Genomic DNA, 20,407 nt, shown 5'->3' with positions numbered 1-20,407 from the left:
CCGTGTTTCTCCTAAAATGAGGCTTAAGCGATCAACATTAGCCAATGGCCGCATTTTACTAGTTTAAACAGGGGATGCCGGACAAAAATGAAGGAAATATGGAAGATGTGTCAGGGTTTGTAGGAAAAAAATCCGGCAGTGTAAGACTGCCGGACTGGGATAAGGATTTTATAACGTGATGAAGGGTTACAGCACCAGACCCGCGATAGAGGCGGAAAGGATGCTCACCAGCGTGGAACCGTAAACCAGCTTCAGGCCGAAACGGGAAACCACGTTACCTTGCTGCTCATTCAGGCCTTTAATCGCGCCTGCAATAATACCGATAGACGAGAAGTTGGCGAAGGACACCAGGAACACAGAGAGGATGCCGACGCTGCGTGGAGACAGTTCGCCTGCCACTTTTTGCAGTTCCAGCATCGCGACAAATTCGTTAGAAACCAGTTTGGTTGCCATGATACTACCAACCTGAAGCGCTTCATGAGACGGGATACCCATGATCCAGGCGAATGGGTAGAACGCGTAGCCAAGGACTTCCTGGAAGCTGATACCAAAAATGGCGCTGAAAATCGCGTTGACTGCGGCAATCAGTGCAATGAAACCGATCAGCATGGCCGCTACGATCACAGCAACTTTGAAGCCTGCCAGAATGTATTCGCCCAGCATTTCAAAGAAGCTCTGGTTTTCATGCAGATTACCCAACTGCAATTCCGGCTCTTCACCGACTTTGTAGGGGTTAATCAGTGACAGCACGATGAAGGTACTGAACATGTTCAGAATCAGCGCAGCAACGACGAATTTGGCATCCAGCATAGACATATACGCGCCGACGATGGACATCGACACGGTGGACATCGCGGTAGCGGCCATGGTGTACATGCGTTTTTCGGACATCTTGCCCAGAATATCTTTATAGGCAATGAAGTTTTCGGACTGACCAAGAATCAGTGAACTGACCGCGTTAAAGGATTCCAGTTTGCCCATACCGTTCACTTTGGACAACACTGTACCAATGGCGCGGATGATGATTGGCAGCACTTTAATGTATTGCAGAATACCGATCAGCGCAGAAATGAAGACGATAGGGCAGAGCACTTTGAAGAAGAAGGAAATCAGGTTCTTCTCACTATTCACCATGTCACCGAATACGAAGTCCGTCCCCTGGCCTGCAAATCCGAGTAATTTGTCGAAGACTGCTGCGAACCCTTTGACCACACCTAACCCAACGTTTGAGTACAGGAAGAAATAGGCGAGCAGAATTTCGATGACGAGTAGCTGAATAATAAAACGAATACGAATGCTTTTACGATCGCGGCAGACGAGTAGCGACAGCGCCGTAACAACAACCAGCGCCAGAACAAATTGCGCGATATGGGACAAGGACATGTGTGCTCCGAATATGAGGCAGGCCAAATTTTCCACGTCATTTTATGTAACGCGTGCACTAAAAATGAGAGGAAGAACGCAAAAAAACAATTATACCTTCGGATTTTATCTAAACTAAATGCTACGTCTCGTTATTTGGGTCTTTCTGTTCATTCATTATTCTTATCGCACACAGAAAGCTGCATTGCCCTACTTTGGGTTGCAGGTTGGCGAGTATTTTTATGGTGTTTTCTGCATGATTCAAAAGGAGAGTGATTATGTCAGTATCAGATACCTCACGTGAGCTTGGTCGTTCAGGCATTGTGGTCCCGCCTTTTTCGTTTGGTGGTAATGTTTTTGGTTGGACGGTCGATCGGTCGACGTCATTTAGTCTGCTGGATGCACTCGTGGCGCATCGGCTGAATTTCATTGATACCGCCGATGTTTACTCACGCTGGGCACCCGGCAATCAAGGTGGCGAATCTGAAACGATCATCGGCAACTGGCTGAAAAAAAGCGGCCAGCGTGACAAGGTGATTATTGCCACCAAAGTCGGCATGGATTTGGGTGATGGCAAGAAAGGGCTATCTGCTGGCTATATTCGTCAGGCGGTCGAGGCTTCATTACAGCGCTTGCAAACCGACTACATCGATCTCTATCAGGCACATACTGACGACAAGGAAACGCCGCTGGAAGAAACGCTGGCCGCGTTTGATGCGCTGATTAAAGAGGGCAAGGTACGCGCGATTGGGGCGTCCAACTACAGCGCTGCGCGTCTGGCTGAAGCGCTGAAAGTCAGCAAAGCCAACCATCTGGCACGCTATGAAACCCTGCAACCGGAATACAATTTGTACGATCGGCAAGGGTATGAGGCCGCGCTTGAACCGCTGGTGCGTGAGCAAGGGGTTGGCGTTATTAGCTATTATTCGCTGGCCAGCGGGTTTCTGTCAGGCAAGTATCGTCAGCCGAAGGATGCGTCGAAAAGTGCGCGCGGGCAGGGCGTAGTGGAAAAATACCTGAACGAGCGTGGTCGCACCATTTTGGAAGCACTGGATAGCGTGGCGAATGCGCATCAAACGACGCCATCGCAGGTTGCGCTGGCCTGGCTGATCGCACGTCCAAGTATTACCGCCCCGATTGCTAGTGCGACATCGCTGGAACAGGTTGCTGAACTCGCAGGTGCGACGCGGCTGGTACTGTCGGCAGAAGATATTGAGTTGCTGGAGCGGGCGAGTCGTTATTAGGACGCGGCTAGCTTCGGCACACTTTTATATGCGTACATGCGGGTGTAGAAATTACATGCGGATGTGGAAATGGTTTCGTGCGCCATAATGCCGCCATTTTCATGCTACGTCGTAGCACGCGCCCGACATAGGGGGCTACGCCAGCCCCCTATGAACCCCGGCTTTTTGGCGGGAATTATGCCGCTAAAGCGGTGCCTTCGTCGGTATCAGGCTTAGAGGACCGCTTGCGACACGTTTACTCGCCCCATAAATGGGGCTCGCCCTTCGGGCCAGCACGAGTGCTGTTCAAAAACGTCTCTGACGTTTTTGTCCGACGTGGCGCAAGCTTTCGCCGCGTCCATGCGGCTCACCCTAAGTCAGATATCTCCTCTGCATAATTTTTTACGCCGGATAACGGCAAAAACCGTTGAGCGCGTCGTAACACTCTTAGTGTGCTTCCGCCCCATCATCCTCAAACCAGGCCGCCAGTTCGCGCCGCAGATTATCTGATTGGGTGCCGAAGATGGCCTGTACCTGATGACCGACAATAATCACGCCGATAGCCCCCAGTTTTTGCAGGCTGTCGCTGTTGACCAGTCGCAGGCTGTGAACCTCAACCCGCAGGCGGGTGATGCAGGCATCCAGACTGACGATATTTTCTTTGCCGCCAAAGGCGTTCACCAACTGCTGCAAATTCTCTTTGTCTAACGGTGAAGCGATTTCAATTTCGGTAATTTGCTTACCCAACATTGATGCGAACAATTTCCGAAAATTGTGAATCTTGCCCATCGTAGTCACCTCTTCGTTTGTTTATCAGCGTGCGTATGATAATGCCGCTCACCTGACATTACTGTTAGGCGACACACGGCGATGAGGTTTCGTCGAAACGCTCATCACCGGTGCCCTATCGGTATTGCGATACTTAACTGACCAGCATGAATCTTTACTGTAATGCGCGGCGTAGAATCCGGCAGCCGTAGCCTGACAGGTCGATAGACCCTGAAAGCGTGCTACCCGTGGTCATTTCTTCGTAGGCGGCAGGCAGCGTAATGTGCTGCGGCGTTGCCGTGTAATTCTGAACGAAGATAAACTCGCTTTCCCCGTCATCACGACAATGAGCGACAATGCCGTAAGGCAGATCGATTGGCAGCGCGCGCGGTAGATCCAGCGTTTGTATCAGCGTGGTGAAGAAATCCCGCTGGAAAGCGAGATCGTTGCGCGATGCGATGTAGTAAGCCTGTCCTTTGCCGTAATCATTGACCGTAACGGCCGGGCGTCCGACATAGAAGTCGCTGTCATAGGTCGCCAGCGCCCGCGCGCCTTCCAGATGAATCAGCTCGCACAGGTGGGTGACCTGATACGGGCCGACCAGGCGTTGCTCGTTACCGTCCAGACCGCTGATGCTGTTGCTTTCATGATCGTACAGCCCGTCGATTTCTTCCGCCCAGATCCCCATGATCGGACGCAGCGGACCAGGGAAGCCGTTTTGGTGACAGAGATCGGTTTCGTTGACGACGCCAGACCAGTAGGTAGTGACGAAGCGGCCGCCCTGTTTGACGAAGGCATCGACACGTTCGGCAAAGCCATCGCGCACCATGTAAAGCATTGGTGCAATGACGACCTGATAGCCGCTGAGGTCGACATCGGCGTTGATGATGTCCACCGCCACGCCTTGCTCCCAGAATGTCCGATAGTGATCGGTGACGGTTTTTTCATAGAACAGGCCTGCGTTGCGCGGCCCTTGAGCGTTATCCATTGCCCAGCGGCTTTCCCAGTCGAAAATGATAGCGACTTTGGCGTCCACCCGACTGCCTGCCACTGGGGCGAGTTTGTTGAGGATGTCACCCAACTCCTGCACTTCGCGCCCAACGCGAGTGTTGATATGCCCGACATGATCGACGACGGCACCGTGGAACTTCTCGACGGAACCGCGGCTCTTACGCCACTGGAAATACTGCACGGAGTCTGACCCGTGTGCGACAGCCTGAAGTGAAGACAGGATATGCATGCCCGGCTTTTTCAGTTTGCTGATCGGCTGCCAGTTGGTCAGGCTCGGCGTTGACTCCATCAGGTAGAAAGGCTTGCCGCCTTTTAGCGTACGCATCAGGTCGTGATACATCGCGGTGTAGGCACCCAGCGTGCAGTCATCTTCTGCGTTATGCCACAGCGGGTAGCTGTCCCAGGAGATGAAGTCGATCACCTTCGCTAACTGCCAGTAGTCGTAATCATAGAAGTATTCCATGAAATTCGTCGTGGTTGGCAGAGACGGATTTTCGGCTTTGAGCGGTGCGATTTCTGCCGCACAGAAATCACTGACCTGTGAGGTGTTAAAGCGTTTCCAGTCCAGATTCAGACCGTGGATAGAGACTTCACCGATGGGGGATGGCGGTTCTAACTGCGACCAGTCGGTATAGGTATGACTCCAGAAGGTGCTCCACCACGCTTTATTCAACGCGTCTATCGTGCCGTAGCGTGCTTTCAGCCAGCTTTGGAAGGTGCTGCGACAGGTATCGCAGTGGCACTCGCCGCCGTATTCATTAGAAATATGCCAGCCGATCACCGCAGGATGGTGCGAGTAGCGTTTTGCCAACTGGGTGTTCATTTGTTTTACTTTTTCGCGATAGTTCGGCGAACTTAGGCAATGGTTGTGGCGACCGCCGTGCAGCGCCCGTACGCGGTTGCTGCCCACGCGCAGCACGTCAGGGTATTTCTGCGATAGCCAGGCCGGGCGGGCACCGCTGGGTGTTGCCAGAAAAACGAAGATCCCATTGGCATACAACGTATCGAGGATGCCGTCCAGCCAGCCAAATTCATAACGACCTTCTTCCGGTTCAAGCCCGGACCAGCTGAAAATCCCCACTGACATGACGTTGCACTGAGTTTGCTTCATCATCTCAATGTCTTTTTCCAGTACCTCTGGGTCATCCAGCCATTGGTCAGGGTTATAGTCAGCGCCGTGCAGTAGAACAGGCACCTTGCTGCTTAGCGGGGGAAATTTGAACATCGTTCTCTCCTAAACGGGTTGTCGACGTGTTGAATACGGTTTACGGCTTAAATACTTTGATGGAAGGCAGTACGTTGCCTTTGCAGTCGAACAGCGCCTGATTTTCCCGTGCGTTGCCTTCCTTCCATTCGTCATTGTTGTATTTCATGCCCGCTTTCGTGGCCCAGGTTGCGCCGGGGGTCGGCAGCCAGATTGGCTCCCAGTAGAAGATGCCTTTGCCGCGCTGATTGGGCACGTTGATGACGCTTTGCATCAGATCGTGCAGGTAATTGGCCTGACCCTGAACGGAAGCCGGATAGCCGCCCGCATCCAGCTCTTTCTGCTGGAAGCTATTTTCCGCGTTATCGCAATTTTCCAGCGTATAGGCATAGGCGGCTTCAACCACGATGATGTCTTTATTGTAGCGCTTGGTGACGTCGTTCATGTTGTACTGCAACGCGCTGATGGGGCCGTTCCAGTAGGTGTAGAATGAGGCACCGATGACATCGAATGGAACATTGCGTTTGACGATTTCATCAAACCACCAGATAAAGGTATCGTTTTTGGTGCCTTCTGCCAGATGTAGCATGATTTTGACGTTATTCGCGCCTTGTACGTCCTTCACGCCCTGAATGCCGGCTTTCAGCAGCGCCGCGAGGCGATCGAACTCGCCGCCACCCTGGCCCCAGCTTTTTCCTTCTGGCCACAGCATCCCGCCGTTCAGTTCGTTACCGATCTGCACCATATCCGGCATGACGCCCGCTTTTTGAAATTCGCTAATCGTGGCTTTGGTGTAGTCATGTACGGCAGTGGTGAGCTGTTCCACGTTGAGGCCTGACCACGCTTTAGGCTTGTTTTGGTGAGCCGGATCGGTCCAGAAATCGCTGTAGTGAAAATCCAGCAGCACTTTCATACTGTTCGCTTTGGCGCGTTTAGCCAGCGCCAGCGTGGTGGCCAGATCGTTGTTGCCGCCGCCATAGCCGTTGCCCGCAGCATCTTTCGGATCGTTCCAGATGCGTAGACGGATATAGTTAATGCCGTTTTCTTTCAGGATCAGCATGGCGTCTTTCTGTTTGCCATGCTCGTCATAAAATTTTCCGCCGTGCTTTTCCACCTCGTTCAGCATGGAGATATCCGCGCCTTTAATGAAATCGGCAGGGACATTCGTCAACTTATTGATCGTCACATTTTCTGCGGCATACAGGGTTTGCGGCAGGGAGAAGGTCAACAGGCCAGTTGCCAACATGGCGGCCATCAGTACGCGTTTTTTCATTTTCATTTTACGTTCCTGGAATAGGTACAGATGTTGAGTAATTATCCTTTGGTTCCGCCAGACGTCAGGCCGGAGACAAAGTATTTTTGCAATGAAAGATAAAGAATGGCGACCGGCACCGCGATCAGCACGGCTCCGGCGGCGTAGGTGGTGTAGCTAGCGCCCATTTTCTGTGCGACCAGGTTGTACAGCCCGATAGGTAGCGTGTATTGATCCGGTGTGCGCAGAATGGTGCTGGAGAGAATGAAATCACCCAGCGGGCCAGTGAACGAGAACAGGGCAATGACCGCGATGATTGGCTTGGACAGCGGCATAATGATCTCAATAAAGATGCGGAAGTTGCCTGCACCGTCCATACGCGCGGACTCATCCAGATCTTTCGGAATGGCATCCAGATAGCCTTTCATCAGATAGGTATTCATCGGGATCATACCGCCGACGTAAACCAGTACGAGGGCGATATGGCTGTTCACCAGCCCCAGCATCTGCGCCAGTACGAAGATGGCGATCAGGGCAGAGAACTGCGGAATCATCTGCAACAGCAGAAACAGCATCAGCCCGTTCTGACGGCCGCGAAAGCGGAAGCGCGAGAAGGAATACGCGGTGAAACTGACGCTGATGAGCGTCAGAACCATAGTTAGGAAGCTGATTTTCATCGAGTTCCAGTACCAGGCGGCATAGTCAATCTGGCCGTTGAACAGCTCCTCATAGTGAATGAAGGAGAAGTTATCCGGGATGATTGAGGTGTTGAGCAGGCTGCTGCCGGGATTTAACGATGCACCAACCGTCCAGATCAGCGGGTAAATAATGATGATGGCCACAATCGTCAGCAGCAGGTAGGTCAGGCCAAGTTTGATAAAATTTTGGCGTTTAACGCTATGTTTTTTCATCTGCGCGCTTTCCTATGCCATGTTGTCTTGTTTGAAGGAATTGGTGGCACGGAACTGCCACAGCGCGATTCCCACGACAAAGATCGACAGCAAAATGGTGATGCTGGCTGCGATCGCATATTGGGAAGAAGACATGGTCAGCTTATAAATCCAGGACACCAGAATATCCGTCCCGCCCGCGTTGGAGCCGATTACCGCCGGTCCACCGTTGTTGAACAGATAGATGATGTTGAAATTATTAAAGTTGAACGTGTACTGCGTGATGATGATCGGCGCAATGGAGTAGAGTACCAGCGGCAGCGTGATGGTGGTCAGCTTGTACCAACTGCTGGCTCCGTCAATGGTCGCGGCTTCGTACAAATCATCAGGAATAGCCTGCAATACGCCGGTGGTCATGGCGAACACAAACGGAAAGCCTAACCAGGTTTGCATCAGAATCAGCGCGGTCTTGGTCCAGAACGGATCGGTCATCCACGCTTTAGGCTCAATCCCCAGCGCGGCCAGAATGCCGTTATTGATTACACCAAACGTTTCGTTAAACATCCCCGCGAAGACCAGAATGGTGACGAAACCCGGTACTGCCCACGGCAGGATCAGGATGGTGCGAATCAGCGGTTTAAAACGTAGTCCTTTTTGGTTCACCAAAATCGCCAGCAGGATACCCACAGCGCACTGAAGTGTGGTCGCAATCAGCGTCCAAATTACCGTCCATTGCAGCACGTCAAAGAATGTGGACCGCCAGAGGTCAAGCCGGAAGATATTGATGAAATTCGTCATCCCCACCCAGTCGACCAGCTTGGCGGGCGGCGTGTGATAGAGGTTGTAGTTGGTAAAGGCAATGGAGAAGCCGAAAATAATCGGGAAAACCACGACAAAGACCAGCAGAATAAAGCCCGGTGTGATCATCAGATAAGGGAAGCCTTCGCTCAACAGCATCTGATATTGCTTCTTCACGCTGTTCAACGGCAGGCCTTTATCACGTCTGGCTCCGCACACGTAGGCATCACGCAGGCTGCAATAGTAGACGCCGACGCCAAAGGCGGCGACGATCACACTGATAATGCCTTTTGCCAGAAGAAAAATAGAGTGATCGCGTGGCAACTCGGTGCCCAGCGTGATAAGCCCCCAAGCGCCATTTTGCAGGAAATCATGGAATATGCCGATGAAGCAAACCATGACGATAGAGAAAAGCGCGCCTTTGACGAACTGGCGATTATAAATCTGTCCGAGTCCGGGGACGAGCGCCAGCAATACCGCTGTTCTGGCGTGGCGATGTCCTCTTTCTTGTGGCGTAAGGCCGCTGGCGTTGACGGTCACATCTACCTCCATTTTCTTAAAAACATGGGTATCCCCGCATCCCGATATTTAGTGGGGATAAACAGGGGGAACCCATGTTGACCCACGGTGGAGCAGTGGTTTACTGGTTACTGTGGTTAGCTTCGATCTGCATTTTTATTACCTTCACGGCGGATTCCAGCGCCGCTTTGGTGTCCTGCTTGCCCGTCACGCTCAATTGCAGCGCGCTGTTGGCTGGCGTCCAGACTTCCTGCATTTCCGGTACGCTCGGCATAGGGACGGCATAACCAGACTGGATCGCGACAGCACGAGATTTTTCGTCATCTTTAATCAGTGGATCGTCAACCAGTGCGGCAATCGGTGGGATTTCACCGGTCAACTGGAAGCGAACTTTGGCGTATTCCGGCTGATTGATGAACTCAATGAATTTCTGTGCCAGCTCTTTGTTCTTGGAGTAGGTGGAGATGCTGTAGCCTTTTACGCCCAGCAGTGAACGCGGGTGTTCACCGTTTGGCAACAGCGGCAGTGGTGCTACGCCATAGTTTACGCCCGCGTTTTTGTACGGTTGAAACGCCCACGGACCGGTAATCACGGCAGCGGCTTTTTTCTCGGTAAACAGGGAGTCGATGGCGTTAGCGCCGGTTTCACCGACGATGCCCGGCGGGAACAGGCCATCAGCGTAGAATTTCTTGATGTAGTTGACGGCATCGATGGTGGCTTGTTTATCCAGACCGAGGTCTTTGACATTCGGTGAACCGTTGCTGTTTTGGCCGAAGATGTAGCCGCCCATCCCGGCGATGACGCCATAGGCGTAATAAATCTCATCAAATTTCGCCAACAAACCATAGCGACCTTCGGCACGTTGCTGTTTGGAGAAGGCGAACAGGTCGTCGAATTTTTCCGGCGGCTGTGGCATCAGATCTTTGTTGTACACCAGTACGGTGGTTTCAACCGCTTTCGGCACGCCATACAGCTTACCGTTGTAGGTTTGTGCTTCCAGTGCGGGTTTGGTGAAACTCGACAGGAATGTCTGATCCAACGTCAATTCGCTAATTAATCCCTGAACCACAGCGGTGCCAACCTGATCGTGTGGCATCACTATCACATCTGGGCCGATCCCCGCAGGGCCATCCAGACGGAGTTTCTCAATCTGTTGAGCGTAAGGTGTTTCCAGCACTTTGATTTTTACATTGTTTTGTTTTTCAAAGGCTTTTATCGCATCGGCAATGCCGTCTGATTTCTTGATATCTTCCCATACCAGAAGTTCTTTGTCGGCTGCCAGCGCTGATTTGCTGAGCACGCCAGTGATACCCAGTGAAATCATGATGACGGTAGTCAGCGTTTTCATTTTCATCATTAGTCCTCAAAGCCCTGGTGGGCCAATCATGGTAGGAAATCGTCACGTACTTTCCGCTTTCGCCGTTTTTGTCGTCCCTGTGCGATGTTGGTGTAACGTTACATCACACGGCAGTACACAGCAGGGAATGAGACATCTAACCGTACGCGTTGTGTGGTGATCGTCGCTGTGTGGCGCTTGACGCTTTATTGTGCGTTTTCCACAAAGTAGGGTAACGGTTACACCAGTGGCGATTACATTAAGCAGAGTGCGCCACGTCTGCCAGTGAAACATGTAAAGGCTGTGATCTTATGCACAAAAGTAACCCCCTGTTTGTGCAAACGGTTACACCATGCTGTTATATTGCGATTATGACCAGCGTGCAGGTCAGCCTGGCCGGATGCTGATACGTCTGGAAGGGCTGCCGAGCCATTTTGAGTAGACGACCACTGGGCCGTTGTGACTCAGCGCTTATATCCTGAAAAGCAAAATTATCAAGAGGTTACCGTTATGGCGTCGATCCAGTTGGATAAAGTTAGTAAGCATTTTGGCAAAACGATTACGCTTCACGATGTGAATCTGACGATTGCAGATGGAGAGTTCGCCGTTTTTGTTGGGCCGTCTGGCTGCGGTAAGTCGACGTTGCTAAGAATGATTGCCGGACTGGAAGATGTCACAGGCGGTGAAATCATGATTGATAATGCGATAGTGAATGATGTTGCCCCCGCGCATCGTGGCGTTGCCATGGTGTTCCAATCCTATGCGCTATACCCGCACATGACCGTCGCTGAGAATATGGGCTACGGCCTGCGTGTTAATGGTGTCCCGAAAGACCAGATTAAGCACCAGATTGAGATGGTGGCGAAGACGCTGCAATTGTCTCACCTGCTGGAGCGCAAGCCGAAAGAGTTGTCAGGCGGCCAGCGTCAGCGTGTGGCGATAGGGCGTGCGATCGTACGTAATCCGAAAGTGTTCCTGTTTGATGAACCGCTGTCGAACCTTGATGCGGAGTTGCGCGTGGATATGCGGTTGCATATTGCCAAGCTGCATCAGGAATTGAAAACGACCATGATCTACGTAACGCACGATCAGGTCGAAGCCATGACGCTGGCTGACAAAATCGTAGTAATGAATTACGGAAAAGTTGAACAGGTTGGATCGCCGATGGAGCTTTACTATCATCCGGTTAACCAGTTTGTCGCGGGTTTTATCGGCTCGCCAAAAATGAATTTCCTGCCTGCGCAGGTCATCGACTGGACGCCGGATAGCCTGACGGTCAATGCCGCCGAGCAGCTACAGCTTGAACTGCCGGTTCGCACCAGTGAGCTGAGCGCTGGGAGCACGATTACGCTGGGGCTACGGCCAGAACACGTTTCACCGGAAGGCGAGGGGATTCGGCTGTCATTCGGCTGTGAGGTCGTCGAGCGTTTAGGCAATAGCACCTATCTGTTCGGCCAATGCTGCGGGATTGATAACTTCAAGCTGCTGCTGGCAGGCGACAGCGCCTTCAAGCCGTATGAACATATTGAGGTGTTCTTCTCTCCTGCTAACTGTCTGGTGTTCAACGCCGATGGCTTGCGTATCAGTGCGTAGTTAAGTCGCTGAATTTAAATAGTCAAAATCCCTACTAAACATAAACAGCGCCCTTAGCGGGCGTTGGTTCTGCCATTTATAAATCCTCTATTGTGAAATATGCCGCTGTTCTGTGTGTTCCAGGCGTAAAAAATTGCGCTGAGGTGGACGTGACCGCCGGGTGAGCGGCATGGACGCCGCGAAAGGCAGTGCCGCGTCTGGAACGCGTCACTGACGGCCCGAATAGCGGTCACGAACGCCGAAGGTATCGCGTAGCGACGTAATTAGCGCCGAAAAGCCAGTGGTCAAGGCGCTGCGGCGATTGAGCGCGCCTTGTCGGGCGTGTGGTGAAATTACAGATTGGAGTGGTAGTTAACACGCACGAAACTTTCGTACTACCGCACATGATGCAGTGAAAATTGGATAGTGAGTGTTACTCGCAATGGAAAAAGGCTCTCCGAAGAAAGCCTTTTGGGAAATACCGACGGGAATGATGAGCCCGTCGGGTTGAGGGTTAGAGACGTATTACCACCAGGCTTCCGCTTGAATACCGAAGTTCACTGCATTGCTGCGATCGTCGTTGAAGGTGTTGCGGTTTTCATTTCCACGGTTTTGGTAAGACACGAAGAAGCGCAGTTCCGGGCGTGTCAGCATGGGAATATCGGCACTGAAGGCGTGTGCCAGCGTGTATTTTTCACCACTGTATTTGGTTTCTGTACCCGCTTTCCAGCTGTCTTTTTTCTGATATGCACCCACTTCCAGATAGGTTTTCTGGTTCTTGGTCCAGGCATATTGGCCGCGTCCTACTGCAGACAATAACTCTGTGCTGTCGCGCCAGCGGCTGATTTCATCCGCTTTACCGTAGGTCAACACGTGGCTAAGGGAAATATGATCGGTGATTGGCAGGTCACCTGCCTGAATGACGCGATAGCCTTTGGCGCTGTCGTTGATGCTCCAGACGTCATACCAGCCGCCGCCCTGATCGACCATGTTATGTGCCAGCCCTTTGTCGGCATATTGCAGCACCAGTTTCTGGTTAGATTTGAGGCCAGAGAAATAGTGGCTGAGCTCGCCCGTGATCATCATCGAGTTTTTAGGATCGAATTTCTGTCCTTCTGCGAGGAAGATGTTTTTCTGGGTATCCGCTTCATTTGGCATCGCGTAGGAGATACCGAATTCTGTCCAGGCACCGTCCCACGGCTTCCAGCCCGCATAGCGTGCGTCCAGATAGTTGATATTCAGATCGTCGTAGGTGTCTGTTCTGCTTTGACATTCCTGACTGTTCAAGCTATTACCACAATCGATGTTCATGTTCTCTGCATCAGCACGAATCCAGGCAAATGAGAACGCACCTTCACCCGCTTTGATGTTTTCGATCCCGGCACCCGCACCGGAGATATTCCAGTATTTGGTATCGATGATGTGCAAATCATGACGCTGATAATAACGTTTCCCTGCCCAGACGGTGGCATCTGGCAGACCAGGAACAAAGCCCTTCGCCTGAAGGTTCAACTGGCGCAGGCCAAACTCGGCGTCGTCATTTTTTGTGGTTTCATTGTCGTTCGAGCCATTAGAGAACATGGAAATCATACTGTCGAAGTAAAACGTTTTCCCATTTTCGTTATACAGCTGCTGCCCTAATTGGATTTCGCCGTAGGTGTCATCTTCGTTACCTAATCTTCCTACATAGCTTTTATCGGCCGCCTGTTGTTTTCCGTGGTTTGAAGCCCCCACGCCAGAACGGAAGTACCCTGAAAAATCAACAGAATAAGAAGGGGTTGCTAGCATTGCCAGACTCAGGGCAATGGATGTCGTCAGCAGTTTTCTTTTCATAATATACCTTTCGCTTATTCGGGTAAGGATGTGGATGTTCCAAATAACATGACGTGAACGGAGGTAAAACGTTTCCACTCATGGCGAAGGATTATGGGGGAATAAAATAACGCGTGACATGATTGTTCTCACAAAATACAAAATAGTTACACCAAAATTTACACTGATTTAACGATGGCACAGGCTGACTTTAGGCGATTTATCAGGTTATAGATGATGTTATTTGCTGTGTAATTAGGTGTAACTGGTTACACGTTTTGTTTTTTAGCCTCAAATGCAGCATAAAATTTTTTTATGTCAGAATCGGAAATGTTTCTGGAAAAGAGTGAAAGGCGTCTGCGTAAGAGAAATAAAGAACAAGATGTGTGAGTGCGGAAGGGGAATAATGTCACTGTTTGCCTGATGTAAACGAGTACCACATCAGGCAAACAGTGCGATAGCGGTTACTTCTTACGGGCTGGGGGGCTAACAGAATGGCGGCGTACCAGCGTCGGGCTAAACATATTCGTCGTTTCGCTGAGCTGTTTACCGTGGGATAACGCGATAGCCAATTCTGCCGCCTGAATGGCCATGGCGGAAACCGGATAGTGCACGGTGGTCAGGCGAGGGCGGAGGTAACGAGCGATCAATACGTCATCAAACCCGACCACCGACATATCCTGCGGTACACTGATGCTGTTATCACTCAGGACGGAAAGGGCGCCAGCTGCCATGGAGTCGTTGTAGCACACCACCGCTGTCATATTACCACCACGACTTAATAGTTCCGTCATGGCTGACTCGCCGCCCACTTCGTCCGGTGAGGCGCGGGCAATGAGGCGCTCATCCCGTGCGATGCCGTGCTCTTGCAGTGCATCCATATAGCCTTGTAGGCGGTCGGTGGAGTCGGAAATTTGGTGGTTGGAACAAAGAAAACCGATCTTCTGATGGCCTTCCTGAATCAAATGGCGTGTTGCCAGCCAAGAACCATAGCGATCGTCGAGCGCAACGCAGCGGTGTTCATAACCTGGTAAGGTGCGGTTAATGAGCACCATATCAGGAATATGGCTCATCAGCGCCGCCAGTTCCTCATCTGAAAGCATTTTTGCATGCACGATCAGCCCTGCACAGCGGTGGCGAATCAGCTGTTCAATGGCTTTCTTTTCCTGTTCGGCATTGTGGTAGCCGTTCCCAATTAGCAGGAAGTTGCCGGTTGCCTGTGCTATTTGTTCGACAGATTTGACCATTGTCCCGAAAAAGGGATCGGACACATCCGCAACGACCAGCCCCATTGTCTCTGCACTTTGGTGTGCAAGCGCTCTGGCATTGGCATTCGGGTGGTATTGCAGCTCCGCCATCGCCTTGTGTACGGCTTCCCTTGAGGCCGTACTGGCTTTGGGCGAATTATTGATGACGCGCGAAACCGTAGCGACTGATACACCTGATAGACGAGCAACATCCTTTATTGTGGCCATTGGCATTCCTGAACGGTCAAATGCGTGGTGAGGCGGACCGCAGCCTAACGCACAAGTTAAAAGAAAAAATCGATTACTTATATTGATAAATGTACAGGTTTTTGGGGGATGTTACCTACCCGACCTGCTTTCCTTTTTGATCCAGACCGTACTTATGTGATCGCTATCAACAATCATCGACTATTTCTCTCTTCCAAAATACCATCCTGAGGTTTAAATTTAGGGTAACCGATTACACCTATGCGGTGGCTAAACGATAGCAGTCTATCTGTATTCAGCATTATTACAGCTATTTTATCCATAGCTTAGGGTGAAACTGATTACATTAACGGGATTTTCTGGTTAGGTTTACTGTCTTTTTAAACGCTTTTTCCAGACTGCTGACTGGCTGTTAGCGCCCTACAATTGGCTGCGGATGGCTACCACTGCTGTACTGAATTCGTATTTTGTATTGAGGAGTAGCTTATGCAGTTTGAGCCAACTGAACATCCGCATCGTCGTTTTAACCCACTTAAAGGTGAGTGGATTTTGGTTTCTCCACACCGTGCCAAGCGCCCTTGGCAAGGCCAGCAGGATGAACCCGACCGTGCCACGCCGCCGCCTTACGATCCGACCTGCTATCTGTGTGCGGGCAATAAACGTATTACGGGCGATATCAATCCGCACTACCAGAGCACCTTTGTTTTTACCAATGACTTTTCGGCACTGATGGAAGACACGCCGGAGGCTCCCTCGGGGGACGACGAGTTGTTCCGCGTGCAGCAAGCCCGTGGGGTAAGCCGTGTGATCTGTTTTTCTCCCGATCACAGTAAAAGCCTGCCACAGCTTTCGCTGCCAGCACTGAAAGCCGTGATCGATACGTGGAGCGATCAAACCGAGGAACTGGGCAAGCGCTATCCGTGGGTGCAGGTGTTTGAGAACAAAGGCACGATGATGGGGTGTTCTAATCCGCACCCACACGGGCAAGTTTGGGCTAATGATTTTTTACCCAACGAAGTGCTGCGTGAGGATGAACAGCAGCATGACTATTTTACTCGCCATGGCTCGCCATTATTACTGGACTACGTTCAGCGAGAGCAGTCTGACGGTTCACGCATTGTGGTGGAAACCGAGCACTGGTTAGCCGTTGTCCCTTACTGGGCGTCGTGGCCGTTTGAAACGCTGGTACTGCCCAAGTTTGCCGTGCAGCGATTGCCACAGCTCAATGACATTCAGCGTGACGATTTGGCATTGATACTGAAAAAACTGACCAGCCGTTACGACAATCTGTTTCAGTGTTCATTCCCCTATTCGATGGGGTGGCATGGCGCACCGTTTAAGGGTAACGACATCCAGCACTGGCAACTGCATGCCCATTTTTATCCCCCGTTATTACGTTCCGCCAGCGTGCGAAAATTTATGGTTGGCTATGAAATGCTGGCTGAAGCACAGCGTGATCTGACGGCAGAACAGGCCGCTGAACGCTTACGCAGTGTGAGCGATATCCATTTTAGTGAGCAAATTTGAGGTCATTTTATGAGCCGTATTGATTCTCTACGTCAGTTAACTGAGTCTGTTTTTGTCCGATTATTTGGCTATGCGCCGCACGCTGCTATTCAGGCACCTGGCCGGGTTAACCTGATTGGTGAGCATACCGATTATAACGACGGTTTTGTTTTGCCTTGCGCTATCGATTACCAGACGGTTGTCAGCGCGGCGGTACGTCAGGATGGCATCGTGCGGGTGGTGGCGGTGGACTATGACAATCAGCAGGATGAATTTGATCTTGCTAAAGAAATAGTGCCTCACCCGGAATATCTTTGGGCCAACTATATTCGCGGAACGGTGAAGTTTTTGCTGGCGCGTGGCCTGCCGCTTAGCGGCATGGATATGGTGGTCTCTGGGAATGTGCCTTCCGGTGCCGGGCTGAGTTCTTCGGCTTCGCTGGAAGTGGTAATCGGGCAGACGTTCAAGGAATTGAATAATCTGGATATCAGCCAGTTGGATGTGGCGTTAAACGGTCAGCAGGCGGAAAACCATTTTGTCGGCTGTAGCTGCGGTATTATGGATCAGTTCATTTCCGCTCAGGGGCGTGTAGGTCAGGCGATGTTGATCGACTGCCGCTCTCTGGAAGGGCGCTCTGTGCGTATGCTCGACGGTGTCGATGTGCTGATCGTGAATTCCAATGTGCGCCGTGGGCTGGTGGACAGTGAATACAACACGCGCCGCCAGCAGTGTGAAGCGGCAGCGCGTCACTTTAACGTTAAAGCGCTGCGTGATGTATCTCTGTCACAGTTTGAGTCGGGAATCGAGGGGCTGGACCCGGTGGCGGTACGTCGCGCGCGGCACGTCATTACCGAGAATCGCCGCACGTTGGAAGCCGCCGATGCGCTGGCGCGTCAGGATGCTCACCGCTTGTTTACACTGATGGCAGAATCACATGTCTCAATGCGTGACGATTTTGAAATTACCGTACCGCCGATCGATACGTTGGTCACGTTGATTCAGGATTATGTCGGTGAGCGGGGCGGCGTACGCATGACCGGTGGCGGTTTCGGTGGCTGTATTGTTGCCCTTATCCCTTCGGCGCTGACGGATGAAGTCAAACAGGTGATCGAACGTGAATATCCGGCGCGCACCGGGCTGCAGCCGTCAATCTATCTGTGCCAGGCATCCGACGGTGCGGGTCGTTTGAGTTAAGTTCAGGCTGGGAAAGGTGAGGGGAACCTCACCTTTTCAGTTTATTGTCGAGCTTGTGTGGAAATAGAAACATTAACGTCACGGTTAAGCTGGCGCAGAGCTAACTCTATCGTTTCGACTTTTGATGAATGTTCAACGTCCAAAAGGCGATCAATTTGCGGACCTTTTTGGCCTAACCGTCTGGCAAGTTCAGCTTTACGCGTTCCTGTTTCAATCATTGCATTATGTAATGCAGCCTTCATCGTCACTAATACTGGGATCGTGACAACGTGCTCTCCTGCTATTGGCGCGCTAGCGTAAGGAACAGGGCGGCGTTCTTCAATTTCGATGGCTATGGCGGTAACAATTCCGTCAACAGATTCCAGAAGGGCTGAGTCAACGGAGTCACCAACTGAATTCATTAATGGCAAATCGCGGCAGGAAACCACGTATTGTCCGGTCGCTTCGTCGAGTTCCAGTTTTACGGGATAGTTGAACATACTTTTACCTCTAAATGGGGTTTCCCCCTATGTAACGAGAATCACACTGACATAGATTATAGTGGTCGACGTAATCAGATTAGTGGTTCTTCTAACCAATTCGCTGAATTTACAGAAATTTTGGTCTATGAGATAGCTAAATTGGCTGGTAAGCCTTAAGTATCATAATCCCAAATCTTTCATGATTTTCTTACGAAGAGGCTCAGGTATTTCTTTTGCGCCATGAAAAGGCAGAACGGATGCCTTTCCGTTTAATTTAACTTTAAGGTGGCTCCCACCTCCTGATGCTTTAGTCAATTCTGCTCCTTGTTGTAGAAGCCAGCGCCTGAATTCAGAGTATTTCATTTGGCATCCCGCCATTTTGCTCAGTTTTTATTCTATAGATACATTAACTTATTTGTATTAAATAACAACTTATATGATTAAAAATAAATCATTAATGTTGCTTTTTGTCTTTTATCAAGGCAGCAGAAACAGCGTTGCTAATCCAAGGAAGATAAAGAAGCCGCCAGTGTCGGTGATTGCCGTAATCATCACGCTGGAACCGATGGCCGGGTCGCGTCCAAGTTTCATCATAACCAGCGGAATCGCGACACCCATCAGCGCGGCGAGCAGTAAATTCAGCAGGATTGCCAGCATCATCACGCCACCCATAGCAGGGCTGCCATAGAGCAGGAAGGTCACTACGCCCATGATCGTGCCCCATATCACCCCGTTTACCAGCGCAACGCCTAATTCTTTGAGCAGTAAATACGATTTTTTACCGTGCTCAAGCTGATGCAACGCCAGTGCGCGTACAATCATGGTGATTGTCTGGTTACCGGTATTTCCGCCGATGCCGGCAACAATCGGCATGAGTGTCGCTAGCGCCACCAGATGCGATAATGTGTGCTCAAATAGACCAATGACCCGCGAGGCAATGAGCGCCGTGCAAAGGTTGATAGCCAGCCATGCCCAGCGATTGCGGAACGACTTATAGACGGGCGCGTAGACATCTTCAGAAGGTGTTAACCCCCCAGAACGCCGCAGGTTACTATCACTTTCCCGGTTTACGACATCGACGATATCTTCAATCGTCAGGCGTCCCATTAGCTTGCCTTTGCTGTCCACGACGGCGCTAGAAATTAAGTTATAACGCTCAAAAGCGCCAGCGGCCTCTTCGACTTTATCTTCGGGCTGAAATCTCAGCGGCTGAGCATCCATCACGTCAGTCACCAAAGCATGAGGCGAATGGAGCAGGATACTCGCCAGCGATAGCTCACCGATCAGCGTGTTTTTGCGATCGGTCACGAACAGCTTATCGGTAGATTCAGGAATGGTTTTGCGGTAGCGCAGATAGCGTTGTACGGCTGCGAGCGTGACGTCGGCGCGTATGGTGATGAGTTTGAAATCCATCATGTGGCCGAGGCAGTCTTCATCATAGTTGATGGCAGCCCGTAGCTGCGCACGCTGCTTCGGCTCAAGTGAGGTGAGTATTCGACCCAGCAAATGGCGGGGGACAAGGCGAGATAATTGCGCCTGTTCATCCACATCCAGTACCCGAACTGCCCTTAGAATTTCCTTATCCTGCATATCACCGATCAGATCGTCGGAAATACTGTCTGAGGCCTCAATTAAAACGTGGCCGCGTTTCGCTATGGGGATAAGCCGCCAGAGCGCCAGGCGTTCATCCTGTGGTAACGATTCCAGCAAATCGGCCAGGTCAGCAGCATGGAGATCGACGATCAGTTCGCTAATTTCTGCGGTTTGATCGAGCAGAAGACTTTTTTCACGTAGCTTGATTTTGTTACTTACTACCGTTTTGTCGCTTAACGTGGTTTCGTCATGTTCTGTGATAGGGGATTGCCGATTGATGATGTCTTCAACCAGCTCTTTATTTTCTAATAGCAGAAGGGAGATGCGACGCCGGAGGTCGGTAAGTTTTTTTACACTCGACATAATGTTTTATGCTCGGTCTGTTTTTTATCCATGTTTTATTAAACGTAGCGCAAAATCAGTAGATTAAGAATAGGATTACTGGCGAATCG

The 20,407-nt window shown here is 51.1% G+C and carries 16 protein-coding genes; 4 read left to right on the top strand and 12 right to left on the bottom strand.

Going from position 1 to position 20,407, the window contains the following annotated elements:
• Nucleotides 1–186 precede the first annotated feature (186 nt).
• On the bottom strand, nt 187–1,377 hold the full coding sequence (locus E2566_RS15190) for a NupC/NupG family nucleoside CNT transporter (protein ID WP_107170895.1): 1,191 nt from the start codon (nt 1,375–1,377) through the stop codon (nt 187–189).
• A 263-nt stretch (nt 1,378–1,640) separates the two neighbouring features.
• Between E2566_RS15190 and E2566_RS15185 the strand changes: the two genes are divergently transcribed.
• Nucleotides 1,641–2,606 carry an aldo/keto reductase gene (locus E2566_RS15185; protein WP_107170883.1) on the top strand — a complete coding sequence of 322 codons (966 nt, stop codon included), beginning with the start codon at nt 1,641–1,643 and terminating at the stop codon, nt 2,604–2,606.
• A gap of 426 nt (nt 2,607–3,032) precedes the next feature.
• Here the strand turns inward: E2566_RS15185 and E2566_RS15180 are convergent, their stop codons facing one another.
• The 6 genes from E2566_RS15180 to E2566_RS15155 all read right to left on the bottom strand — a co-directional run bounded on the left by E2566_RS15180 (nt 3,033) and on the right by E2566_RS15155 (nt 10,381).
• Complete coding sequence (locus E2566_RS15180) at nt 3,033–3,374, bottom strand: PTS sugar transporter subunit IIB (RefSeq protein ID WP_011094702.1); 342 nt, start codon at nt 3,372–3,374, stop codon at nt 3,033–3,035.
• 154 nt (nt 3,375–3,528) lie between these two features.
• Nucleotides 3,529–5,589, bottom strand: coding sequence for a beta-galactosidase (locus tag E2566_RS15175; RefSeq protein WP_107170882.1), 2,061 nt, complete (start codon nt 5,587–5,589; stop codon nt 3,529–3,531).
• 40 nt (nt 5,590–5,629) lie between these two features.
• Nucleotides 5,630–6,847, bottom strand: coding sequence for a glycoside hydrolase family 53 protein (locus E2566_RS15170; protein ID WP_107170881.1), 1,218 nt, complete (start codon nt 6,845–6,847; stop codon nt 5,630–5,632).
• Between the two features lie 35 nt (nt 6,848–6,882).
• Nucleotides 6,883–7,731, bottom strand: a complete 849-nt coding sequence (locus E2566_RS15165; protein ID WP_107170880.1) for a sugar ABC transporter permease — start codon at nt 7,729–7,731, stop codon at nt 6,883–6,885.
• A gap of 12 nt (nt 7,732–7,743) precedes the next feature.
• Complete coding sequence (locus E2566_RS15160; RefSeq protein WP_107170879.1) at nt 7,744–9,060, bottom strand: carbohydrate ABC transporter permease; 1,317 nt, start codon at nt 9,058–9,060, stop codon at nt 7,744–7,746.
• Between the two features lie 88 nt (nt 9,061–9,148).
• Nucleotides 9,149–10,381, bottom strand: coding sequence for an extracellular solute-binding protein (locus E2566_RS15155; RefSeq protein ID WP_107170878.1), 1,233 nt, complete (start codon nt 10,379–10,381; stop codon nt 9,149–9,151).
• Nucleotides 10,382–10,873: 492 nt separating this feature from the next.
• On the opposite strand from E2566_RS15155, the gene E2566_RS15150 reads away from it, so the two are divergent.
• Nucleotides 10,874–11,956 carry an ABC transporter ATP-binding protein gene (locus tag E2566_RS15150; protein ID WP_107170877.1) on the top strand — a complete coding sequence of 361 codons (1,083 nt, stop codon included), beginning with the start codon at nt 10,874–10,876 and terminating at the stop codon, nt 11,954–11,956.
• A gap of 504 nt (nt 11,957–12,460) precedes the next feature.
• Here E2566_RS15150 and E2566_RS15145 read toward each other — a convergent pair.
• Nucleotides 12,461–13,768 carry a maltoporin gene (locus tag E2566_RS15145; RefSeq protein ID WP_107170876.1) on the bottom strand — a complete coding sequence of 436 codons (1,308 nt, stop codon included), beginning with the start codon at nt 13,766–13,768 and terminating at the stop codon, nt 12,461–12,463.
• Nucleotides 13,769–14,211: 443 nt separating this feature from the next.
• Complete coding sequence (gene galR / locus E2566_RS15140) at nt 14,212–15,222, bottom strand: HTH-type transcriptional regulator GalR (protein ID WP_107170875.1); 1,011 nt, start codon at nt 15,220–15,222, stop codon at nt 14,212–14,214.
• Nucleotides 15,223–15,687: 465 nt separating this feature from the next.
• On the opposite strand from galR, the gene galT reads away from it, so the two are divergent.
• Both galT and galK read left to right on the top strand, forming a co-directional pair.
• Nucleotides 15,688–16,728 (top strand): galactose-1-phosphate uridylyltransferase, encoded by a 1,041-nt coding sequence (galT, locus tag E2566_RS15135; protein WP_107170874.1) that lies wholly within the window; start codon nt 15,688–15,690, stop codon nt 16,726–16,728.
• Nucleotides 16,729–16,737: 9 nt separating this feature from the next.
• On the top strand, nt 16,738–17,901 hold the full coding sequence (gene galK, locus E2566_RS15130; protein ID WP_107170873.1) for a galactokinase: 1,164 nt from the start codon (nt 16,738–16,740) through the stop codon (nt 17,899–17,901).
• Nucleotides 17,902–17,942: 41 nt separating this feature from the next.
• On the opposite strand, the gene E2566_RS15125 is transcribed toward galK, so the two are convergent.
• The 3 genes from E2566_RS15125 to mgtE all read right to left on the bottom strand — a co-directional run bounded on the left by E2566_RS15125 (nt 17,943) and on the right by mgtE (nt 20,318).
• Nucleotides 17,943–18,380, bottom strand: coding sequence for a type II toxin-antitoxin system HicB family antitoxin (locus tag E2566_RS15125; RefSeq protein ID WP_039497653.1), 438 nt, complete (start codon nt 18,378–18,380; stop codon nt 17,943–17,945).
• 162 nt (nt 18,381–18,542) lie between these two features.
• Nucleotides 18,543–18,725 carry a type II toxin-antitoxin system HicA family toxin gene (locus E2566_RS15120; protein ID WP_039515475.1) on the bottom strand — a complete coding sequence of 61 codons (183 nt, stop codon included), beginning with the start codon at nt 18,723–18,725 and terminating at the stop codon, nt 18,543–18,545.
• A 114-nt stretch (nt 18,726–18,839) separates the two neighbouring features.
• Nucleotides 18,840–20,318, bottom strand: coding sequence for a magnesium transporter (gene mgtE, locus E2566_RS15115; protein WP_107170872.1), 1,479 nt, complete (start codon nt 20,316–20,318; stop codon nt 18,840–18,842).
• Nucleotides 20,319–20,407: the final 89 nt, after the last annotated feature.

It is taken from the genome of Pectobacterium punjabense, assembly GCF_012427845.1.
Lineage (GTDB): Bacteria > Pseudomonadota > Gammaproteobacteria > Enterobacterales > Enterobacteriaceae > Pectobacterium > Pectobacterium punjabense.
This window is presented reverse-complemented; position numbering and strand designations above follow the sequence as displayed.

Coding starts and splice junctions, on each gene's coding strand:
- E2566_RS15185 (WP_107170883.1), top strand. CDS start 1,641: ATGTCAGTATCAGATACCTCACGTGAGCTTGGTCGTTCAGGCATTGTG.
- E2566_RS15180 (WP_011094702.1), bottom strand. CDS start 3,374: ATGGGCAAGATTCACAATTTTCGGAAATTGTTCGCATCAATGTTGGGT.
- E2566_RS15175 (WP_107170882.1), bottom strand. CDS start 5,589: ATGTTCAAATTTCCCCCGCTAAGCAGCAAGGTGCCTGTTCTACTGCAC.
- E2566_RS15170 (WP_107170881.1), bottom strand. CDS start 6,847: ATGAAAATGAAAAAACGCGTACTGATGGCCGCCATGTTGGCAACTGGC.
- E2566_RS15165 (WP_107170880.1), bottom strand. CDS start 7,731: ATGAAAAAACATAGCGTTAAACGCCAAAATTTTATCAAACTTGGCCTG.
- E2566_RS15160 (WP_107170879.1), bottom strand. CDS start 9,060: ATGGAGGTAGATGTGACCGTCAACGCCAGCGGCCTTACGCCACAAGAA.
- E2566_RS15155 (WP_107170878.1), bottom strand. CDS start 10,381: ATGAAAATGAAAACGCTGACTACCGTCATCATGATTTCACTGGGTATC.
- E2566_RS15150 (WP_107170877.1), top strand. CDS start 10,874: ATGGCGTCGATCCAGTTGGATAAAGTTAGTAAGCATTTTGGCAAAACG.
- E2566_RS15145 (WP_107170876.1), bottom strand. CDS start 13,768: ATGAAAAGAAAACTGCTGACGACATCCATTGCCCTGAGTCTGGCAATG.
- galR (WP_107170875.1), bottom strand. CDS start 15,222: ATGGCCACAATAAAGGATGTTGCTCGTCTATCAGGTGTATCAGTCGCT.
- galT (WP_107170874.1), top strand. CDS start 15,688: ATGCAGTTTGAGCCAACTGAACATCCGCATCGTCGTTTTAACCCACTT.
- galK (WP_107170873.1), top strand. CDS start 16,738: ATGAGCCGTATTGATTCTCTACGTCAGTTAACTGAGTCTGTTTTTGTC.
- E2566_RS15125 (WP_039497653.1), bottom strand. CDS start 18,380: ATGTTCAACTATCCCGTAAAACTGGAACTCGACGAAGCGACCGGACAA.
- E2566_RS15120 (WP_039515475.1), bottom strand. CDS start 18,725: ATGAAATACTCTGAATTCAGGCGCTGGCTTCTACAACAAGGAGCAGAA.
- mgtE (WP_107170872.1), bottom strand. CDS start 20,318: ATGTCGAGTGTAAAAAAACTTACCGACCTCCGGCGTCGCATCTCCCTT.